At 70.5% G+C, this 8,364-nt stretch carries 7 protein-coding genes; all 7 read left to right on the plus strand.

Features of this window, described 5'->3' with window-relative positions; all coding sequences use genetic code 11:
* The first annotated feature begins 386 nt into the window (after positions 1-386).
* The gene (gene smpB, locus VIB55_RS01535) at positions 387-848 is read left to right on the plus strand and encodes an SsrA-binding protein SmpB (RefSeq protein ID WP_331874897.1); all 462 of its coding nucleotides are present in this window, start codon (positions 387-389) and stop codon (positions 846-848) included.
* A 23-nt stretch (positions 849-871) separates the two neighbouring features.
* Positions 872-2,047: an N-acetylmuramoyl-L-alanine amidase family protein gene (locus tag VIB55_RS01540; protein ID WP_331874898.1), complete on the plus strand. Its 1,176-nt coding sequence runs from the start codon at positions 872-874 to the stop codon at positions 2,045-2,047.
* Positions 2,048-2,100: 53 nt separating this feature from the next.
* Complete coding sequence (locus VIB55_RS01545) at positions 2,101-3,513, plus strand: FAD/NAD(P)-binding protein (RefSeq protein WP_331874899.1); 1,413 nt, start codon at positions 2,101-2,103, stop codon at positions 3,511-3,513.
* Between the two features lie 83 nt (positions 3,514-3,596).
* Positions 3,597-4,316: an orotidine-5'-phosphate decarboxylase gene (gene pyrF / locus VIB55_RS01550; protein WP_331874900.1), complete on the plus strand. Its 720-nt coding sequence runs from the start codon at positions 3,597-3,599 to the stop codon at positions 4,314-4,316.
* Positions 4,317-4,766, plus strand: a complete 450-nt coding sequence (locus VIB55_RS01555) for a hypothetical protein (RefSeq protein ID WP_331874901.1) — start codon at positions 4,317-4,319, stop codon at positions 4,764-4,766.
* Positions 4,767-5,810: 1,044 nt separating this feature from the next.
* Positions 5,811-6,788: a mechanosensitive ion channel family protein gene (locus VIB55_RS01560; protein ID WP_331874902.1), complete on the plus strand. Its 978-nt coding sequence runs from the start codon at positions 5,811-5,813 to the stop codon at positions 6,786-6,788.
* A 97-nt stretch (positions 6,789-6,885) separates the two neighbouring features.
* Positions 6,886-8,331 (plus strand): cysteine--tRNA ligase, encoded by a 1,446-nt coding sequence (gene cysS / locus VIB55_RS01565; RefSeq protein ID WP_331874903.1) that lies wholly within the window; start codon positions 6,886-6,888, stop codon positions 8,329-8,331.
* Positions 8,332-8,364 lie beyond the last annotated feature (33 nt).

The raw sequence follows: 8,364 nt of genomic DNA on the forward strand, positions 1-8,364 counted from the left end.
GTGGCCGCTCTCTCAGGATGACAACTCGATGGCGAGGCCGGCGCTGTCATCCTGAAGGAGCGGCCGCGGGGAACCGTCCGCTGCACCGTGGACGGCAGCGACTGAAGGATCCGCCACACACTGCACTTGACGCACCGGTGTGGCAGCTGCACGGAGTTCCAGCGGTGGCGCATCATCCGCGGAAACGCGACTGTGTGCCAGGGGATGGATCGGTGCGCTACGACGACTGTGTGGCGGATCCTTCGGTCGCTGCGAAGTCGTATGCACGGGGAGGTTCGGCGTGGCCGCTCTCTCAGGATGACAAATCGCTCGCCGAAGTGCGGATCGGTAGGCAGCAGGCCGTTGCTTCCGCACTCGCGAACTAACGCACTTACGCACTGCCCTTCATGCCAGAAGCAGCCGGCACCAAGACCGTCGTCAAGAACCGCAAGGCGCGCCACGAGTACCACATCCTGGACACGTGGGAAGCCGGCATCGCCCTGCAGGGGACGGAGGTAAAGGCGCTGCGGCAGGGGCGCGCCAACCTGCAGGACTCGTTCGCCCGGCTGAACGGGGGCGAAATGTGGCTCTACAACCTCCACATTTCGCCGTACGAGCAGGGAAACCGCTTCAACCACGACCCGCTGCGCCCCCGCAAGCTGCTGATGCACCGCAACGAGCTTCGCAAGCTCGTCGGACAGGTGGAGCAGAAGGGGCTCACGCTCGTTCCGCTCGACATCCACTTTTCGCGCGGGATCGCCAAGGTGAGCCTGGCGCTGGTGCGCGGAAAGCAGCTCCACGACAAGCGCCAGACGCTCAAGGAGCGCGACGACCAGCGCGACATGCAGCGCGCGATCAAGGGCAGCTGATGACCTTTCCCGGAGAAGCCCGCATGCGAGCGCTCCTCGTCCTGATCCTTTCGTTCGCCACCCTCCCCGGCTTCCTTCCCGCGCAGTCCGCCCCGTGGCGGCTGGAGGCGGGTGCCGATGTGACCTCGGTCGCCGAAGTGACCGACGCCGGCTACCCCGCAATCCCCGTGTCGGCGCTCTTGGGGCTGGGCGCGCGCGTCTCGTACGCGGGCGGCGACATCGTCGTCCACCTCGGCGGGCGCGAGGTGGGGCTGCGCGTGGATTCTCCCGGCGTGACGGCGGACGGGCGCACCTCGGTGATGGGCAGCCCCGTCTATTCCCGCGGTGGCGTGGTTTACGTGCCCACGGAGTTCCTGCGCATCCTCGCGGGCGCATCCGGGGGACTGCTCTCGGTCGATCCGCAGACGCGCATCGCCCGGGTGGACGCTGCGGCGCTCGCGAGTGCCGCATCCACGCCGACTGCGGTTCCCCCCGCTCCCGCTCCCTCGCCGCCGGCCGCGCAGACGCGCAGGCTGGTGGTGATCGACGCGGGGCACGGCGGGGTGGATCCCGGAGCGGTGGGGCCGAACGGCACGCGCGAAAAGATGGTGACGCTCGCCGTGTCCCGGCGCGTAGCCGAGCTGCTGCGTGACGATCCGCGCTTCGAGGTGCGGATGACGCGCGACCGCGACACGCTGATCGCCCTGCGCGACCGCGGCCGCATGGCCAACGGGTGGCGTGACGAGGGGCAGCCCGCGCTCTTCCTTTCCATCCACTGCAACGCCCACACGAGCCGCGCCGAGACGGGATACGAGACGTACTTCCTGTCCGAGGCGCGCACGGCCGACGCGCGGCGGGTGCAGCAGATGGAGGACGCCGCGGCGCAGTACGAGGAGCGGCCGCGGGGTACGGGGCTGGATTTCATCCTCAGCGACCTGCGCCAGAACCAGTACCTGCGCGAAAGCAGCGACTGGGCGCAGATGATCCAGAACCGCCTGCGCGAGGTGCATCCCGGCCCCAGCCGCGGGGTGAAGCAGGCGGGATTCGCCGTGCTGGTGGGTGCCTTCATGCCGGCCGTGCTGGTGGAGATCGGCTTCATCTCCAACCGTGCGGAAGAGTCGATGCTGGCGGATGCCCAGCAGCAGGAGACGATTGCGCGGCAGCTGGCGGCTGGTGTCCGCGACTTCTTCCAGGCAGCCGAGCGGCGCCAGGGCAGCTGATGCGTTCGGCCGTCGGCAGGCGGCCGTGCTTGAACTTCTTTCGGTCAGAGTCGATGAGTGGTACGATCGTAGTGATTGGCGGCGGCTTCAGCGGAACGCTGGTCGCCGCGAACTTGTTGCGCGCCGCCCCTGGTGTGCGGGTGATCCTGGTCAACCGCTCGGGATGGATGGCGCGCGGCGTGGCGTATGGAACGCGCACGGAGGCGCACGTGCTGAACGTGCCGGCTGGGCGCATGAGCGCGTACGCGGGGGACGACGAGCACTTCCTTCGCTTTGCGCGCGAGCGCGATCCCTCGGTCACCGGCGGCACCTTCGTGCCGCGGCGCCTGTATGGCGAGTACCTGGAGTCCGTGCTCGAGGAAGCCGAGGCGGGCGCGGCCCCGGGAAGCACGCTGGAGCACCGGGTTGACCACGTGCTCGACGTGCAGCCGGATGGGACCGGCGCGCGGGTTCGGCTGGCGGGCGGCGAGACGATCGTGGCCGATCGGGTGGTGCTGGCGCTCGGCAACTTCGCGCCGGCACATCCGCGCGTGGCCGACTCATCGTTCTATGCCCGCAGCCCGCGCTACGTGCGCGATCCGTGGCGGCCCGGTGCCCTGGACGCCGTGGCGCCGGACAGCCCGGTGCTGCTGCTGGGCACGGGGCTCACCATGATCGACGTGCTGCTGGACCTGCGCGCGCGCGGCCACCGCGGCCCGGTCACCGCCATTTCCCGGCGCGGGCTGATGCCGCTGGCGCACCGCGAGCACACCGCGCATCCCACCCGGGAGCACCTGCCGCCCGACCTGGCGGACGGCCCCGCGACTGCCCGCGCCTACCTGCGGTCAGTACGCAGGCACGTGCGCACCGTGGCGGCGCAGGCGCTGGACTGGCGGGAGGTGATCGCCGCGCTGCGGCCGCTGACCGTGGCCCTGTGGAAGCGCCTGCCGGTGGCGGAGCGCCGCCGTTTCCTGCGGCACGTGGCGGTGTACTGGGACGTGCACCGCCACCGCGCCGCTCCCCAGCTGTCCGCTCGCCTCGCCGGGCTGGTGGCGGAGGGGCAGGTGCAGCCCCAGGCGGGTCGCGTGCTGTCCTATGCCGAACGGGAAGACGGCGTCGACGTCACCTTCCGCCCGCGCGGCGCCGCGGAGCCGACGACGCTGACCGTGGGCGCGGTGATCAACTGCACGGGTCCCGCGAGCGATCCGCGCACGCTGGAAGAGCCGCTGCTGCAGGCCATGAGCGCGCGAGGGCTGCTGGCCCGCGACCCGCTGGGACTGGGCATCGAGGTGGGCGATGGATACGCGGTGCGCGACGCGGAGGGGCGCGACTCCGAGGTCCTGTTCTACGTCGGACCGTTCCTCAAGGCGCGAGACTGGGAGGCCACCGCCGTGCCGGAGCTTCGCGTGCACGCGGCGAAGCTGGCCGAGGTCTTGGCCGCGTCGCTGGATCGGGCCGCACCTGACCCGGCGCTCGCGCCTGCCTGACCGATCCGCGCCGGCCCGCCGTGGACCCCCCGGCGGGCCGGCGTGTACGTACGGAACCGCTTACCCACCAAACGCTTTCCGCCGTGAGTCAGCCGACCCCCATCATTGCCCTCGACGTGCCGTCGCGCCGCGAGGCCGAGGCCCTGCTGGACCAGTTGGGTCCCGCGGCGGACTTCGTGAAGGTGGGGCTTCAGCTGTTCACGGCGGAGGGGCCGGACGTCGTTCGCGCGATGACGGACCGCGGATGCCGGGTATTCCTGGACCTGAAGCTGCACGACATCCCGAACACGGTGGCGCACGCCGTGGAGTCTGCCGCGCTCCTGGGTGTTGACCTGCTGACGCTTCACGCCTCCGGCGGCGCGACGATGATGCGCGCCGCGCGGTCCGCCGCTGGCGAGAGCGGTCCCAAGCTGTTGGCTGTCACCGTGCTCACGTCGCTCTCCGATGCCGAAGTGGCAGAGGCGTGGGGGCGGGATTCGCTCTCGGTCGCGGCTGAGGTGGGGCGCCTGGCCCGGCTGGCGGAAGGGGCGGGGATGGATGGCGTGGTCGCCTCCGTCCGCGAGCTGCCGACCGTCCGCGCCGTAACGGGAGCGGGATTCCTGACGCTGACGCCGGGCATCCGCCTGGCCGGTGACGACGTGGGCGACCAGACGCGCGTCGCCACCCCGGCCGAGGCGGCGCGGCTGGGCGCGGATTACGTGGTGCTCGGCCGGTCCGTCACGACCGCGGCGGACCCCGCCGGGGCGCTGGCCCGGGCGGTCCGCGAGCTGAACGAAGCCGTATCGGAAGGGATTGCGGGATAGATGAAGACCATTCGCTGGATACCGATCGCGTTCGCGCTGCTGCTGGCGCTCCTCGCGCCCCGTGCGGCGACGGCGCAGCAGGCGCCCGCGCCTCTGCAGAACTTCGTCGGCACCGTCGCACGGCTGTGGGCGGATGGAAACGCGGAGGACATCGTGGACTTGGCGGCGAGCGGGCGCATCGTGCTGGACCTGGCGGGAGAGGGCCCCGGCGAGGTGCAGGAGCGCAACGCCGCCGCTGCGCTGCGGCGTCTGTTCAGCGCTCGCGAAACGGTGTCTACCCGCACCACGCAGGTGGCCATCTCCGGCGGTACTCCGCTCCGCGGCTTCGGCGAGCTGACGTGGGTGGCGCGCCCCAAGGGCGTCACCGACACCGAGGCGTCCGTCGTCTACATCGGCGCCGTGTGGGACGGACGCGCGTGGCGGCTGCGCGAACTTCGTGTGCTGCGGTAGGGGCCGCTCGCGGACCCAACTCCGCTGGGGCGAATGAATTCGCGGCAACGACGGCCCGAAGTCCGCCTTCGCGGACTGCTTCTCATCGGCCGCGCTGACACGCGTCCGGGTGCGCTGCAAACTATCGCTGCGCACCCGTTGTCATCCTGAGCCCCAGGTGCGCCGCATTTGCCCGCAAACCGCTGTTCGCGGGGCGAAGGATCTAAGCCGGCGCCTTTCGGTCTGGGCGCGGTAGCGGTCCCCTTGCGTGGGCCTCAGCTGCCGTGGGCCCTCACCCGGCCGCGCTGACACGCGTGCCACCCTCTCCCGCAAGCGGGAGAGGGTGTACACATCAGCCTGGGGGCGTGCTCCGGCAGGAAGTGGTGCACGAAAGCTGTCATCCTGAGCCCCAGGCGCACCGCACTTCCCCGCACACCACGGCTCGCGGGGCGAAGGATCTAACCGCGGAAGCCTCTCCCTCCGGGCGCGGCAGCGGTCACCCATGCCGAGGCCGCTCCGTCCGAATGCGAGAGCCCTGCCGAAGTGCAATCGAATTCTCCCCCTCTCCCGCTTGCGGGAGAGGGGGCCGGGGGGAGAGGGCGGCCGAGGCATGCGCCGGAGCCAGTCGGAACGCCGCACAGGTCGTGAACGAGTTCCGCCGCAGCACGACACGAGTGGGGGCGCACAGGACTGACTCCCTTCCCCCGCGGGGTTTGCGGGGGAAGGGCTGGGGATGGGGGCGCCCGCCGCATGCGCCGGACCCGGTCGAAACGCTCCCTCACCCGCCAGGGAACAGCCGAGGCCACGGCACCCGTGACCGCTGCCGCGCCCAGGCTGAGAAGTGGCGCACGCTGGATCCTTCGGCCCGCGAAGAGTGGTGTGTGGGCAGGTCCGGCGCGCCTGGGCCTCAGGATGACAGGGCTGGGCGCGCAGGGCGGGCAGGGGCGGGGCCGCGCAGGGCGGGGCGCGGCGGCGCGCGAGGGTTGACACGCAAACCGCGCCTCGTCTACGTTCGCCCTTCCAACGCACCCTCGTTCCCAGCCCGAACCGCAGCGCCGCGCGCCGATGATCCAGGCAGATACCGTAGCCCTGGTAGAGCTCAGCCAACTCCGCGAGCGGTGGGCCGAGCGCTTCAGCTGGGACGCGCTGGCCGCGACGGGGCTGCAGGTGCTGGGCGCGCTGGTGGTGGGCTTCTTGGCGTACGCGCTGCTCGTTCTGGTGCTGCGCCGCGCCGAACGGGCCATCGGCACGCCGACGCCGGGCGTGATCTCGGCCCAGGAGCAGCGCGCCCGCACCCTGCTGAGCCTGATGCGCAGCGTGGGCGTGGTGCTGATCATCCTGGCCACCATCGTCATGACGCTGGGTGCGCTGGGCGTGAACGTGGGCCCGCTGCTGGCCGGCGCCGGCGTCATCGGCCTCGCGTTCTCGTTCGGCGCGCAGTCGCTGGTAAAGGACGTGATCACCGGCCTGTTCATGCTGTTCGAGAACCAGTTCGGCGTGGGCGACGTCATCCGCATCGAGGGCGTCAGCGGCGCGGTGGAAACCATCACCCTGCGCGTGGTGACGCTGCGCGACGTGCACGGCGTCGTCCACATCGTTCCCAACGGCGAGATCAAGAAGGTCAGCAACCTCACCCGCACCTGGTCGCGGGCGGTGCTGGACGTGAGCATCGCCTACCGCGAAGACCCCGACCGCGTGATGGGCGTGCTTCGCGACATCGGCCGCGAGCTGTACGAAGATCCCCAGTGGAAGCCGCTGATGGTGGAGCCGGTGGTGGTGCCGGGGATCGAGACGTTCGGCGAGTCGGCCCTCAGCATCCGCGTGATGGCCAAGACGCTGCCGCTGAAGCAGTGGGACGTGGCGCGCGAGCTCCGGCGGCGCATCAAGCTGCGGTTCGACCAGGAGGGGATCGAGATCCCCATCCCTCACCAGACGGTGTACTGGGGCGAGGGGCAGAATCCCCCCGCTCTCGCGGCCGCGGGCGTCTCGGCGCCGGGCGACACGGACGATCCTTCCTCCACGGATGGCAATGATGATGGGTAGCAGGCGATGTAGGCAGGCGGTGCGCTGAACACCGTTTCTTGCCGCGGGCGCACCGGTGCGCCCGCGATCGCCCGTCATCCATCGAAAGACCAGAGCCATGCCGCTGACGTTCTACAATACGCTCACCCGCCGCGAAGAAGAGTTCGTCCCCCTGCAGGCAGGCAAGGTGGGGATGTACGTGTGCGGCCCCACCGTGTACGCGGCGCCGCACATCGGCAACCTGCGCACGTTCTTCTTTTCCGACATCCTGCGGAAGTACCTGGAGTACCGCGGCTACGACGTGCGTTTCGTGATGAACCTGACGGACGTCGACGACAAGACGATCCGCGGGGCCATGCAGAAGGGCGTAAAGCTGAACGACTACACGCAGCCGTTCATCGACTCCCTGTTCCGCGACTTCGAGCAGCTGGGCATCCGCCGGGCCGACGTGCACCCGCGCGCCACGCACTACGTCGACGGGATGATCGACATCATCCGCCGGCTGGAGGAGCGCGGGCTGGCGTACGAGTCGGAGGGCTCGGTGTACTTCGACATCTCAGAGTTCGCCGGCTACGGCAAGCTGTCGAAGGTGGACGTTTCCGCCGGCCGCCGCGGCGAGCGGGTGGCGGCCGACGAGTACGACAAGGACGACGTCCGCGACTTCGTGCTGTGGAAGTCGGTGAAGCCCGAGGACGAGGAAGTGGGCGCGGTGTGGGACACGCCGTGGGGGAGGGGGCGGCCCGGGTGGCACATCGAGTGCTCGGCCATGTCATTCGCGGAGCTGGGCGAAACGTTCGACATCCACGCGGGGGGCGTGGACCTGGTGTTTCCGCACCACGAGGACGAGATCGCCCAGTCGGAGGGCGCCACGGGCAAGGAGTTCGTGCGCTACTGGCTCCATGGCGAGTTCCTGCTGCTGGACGGCGGGAAGATGGCCAAGTCAACGGGCAACATCTTCAACCTGGGCGACCTGGTGGAGCGGGGGATACGCCCGTCGTCCATCCGCTACCTGTTCCTGACGGCGCACTACCGCAGCAAGCTCAACTTCACCTTCGAGGGGCTGGCCTCCGCGGCCGAGGCGGTGCGCCGCATCCGCGACGCGCGCGACCGCCTGCGCGAGCACCCGGCGGCGCGCGACCCCGATCCCATGGACACGCCGTCGCTGCACACCGCCGCCGACGAGGCGCAGGCGGCGTTCACGGCGGCCATGGACCAGGACCTGAACACCAGCGTGGCGCTCGCGACGTTGCATGAGCTGGTGAACCGGGTCAACGCGCGCCTGCATGAGCTGGGGACGACTGCCATCAGCCACGCCGAGCGCGACGCGGCGCTGCGGGCGTTCGAGCGCATCGATTCCGTGTTCGGCTTCATCGCCCTCTCCGAAGCGGAGAGCGCGGTGGACGAGGACCTGTCCGCGTGGGTGGAGGAGCGGATCGCGGCGCGGCAGGCGGCCCGCAAGGCGCGCGACTTCGCCCAGGCCGACGCCATCCGAGACGAGATCGTCGCGCGCGGTATCGTGCTGGAGGATACGCCGCAGGGTCCGCGCTGGCGTGTGGACGCGTGAGTGCGTCCGGATCGTCATCCTGAAGGAGCGGCC

Origin of the sequence: Longimicrobium sp. (assembly GCF_036554565.1) — a bacterium.
Classification (GTDB): domain Bacteria; phylum Gemmatimonadota; class Gemmatimonadetes; order Longimicrobiales; family Longimicrobiaceae; genus Longimicrobium.

Excerpts from the sequence above, each read along its gene's own strand:
- VIB55_RS01555 (WP_331874901.1), top strand. The coding sequence starts at position 4,317 with ATGAAGACCATTCGCTGGATACCGATCGCGTTCGCGCTGCTGCTGGCG.
- VIB55_RS01560 (WP_331874902.1), top strand. The coding sequence starts at position 5,811 with ATGATCCAGGCAGATACCGTAGCCCTGGTAGAGCTCAGCCAACTCCGC.
- cysS (WP_331874903.1), top strand. The coding sequence starts at position 6,886 with ATGCCGCTGACGTTCTACAATACGCTCACCCGCCGCGAAGAAGAGTTC.
- smpB (WP_331874897.1), top strand. The coding sequence starts at position 387 with ATGCCAGAAGCAGCCGGCACCAAGACCGTCGTCAAGAACCGCAAGGCG.
- VIB55_RS01540 (WP_331874898.1), top strand. The coding sequence starts at position 872 with ATGCGAGCGCTCCTCGTCCTGATCCTTTCGTTCGCCACCCTCCCCGGC.
- VIB55_RS01545 (WP_331874899.1), top strand. The coding sequence starts at position 2,101 with ATGAGTGGTACGATCGTAGTGATTGGCGGCGGCTTCAGCGGAACGCTG.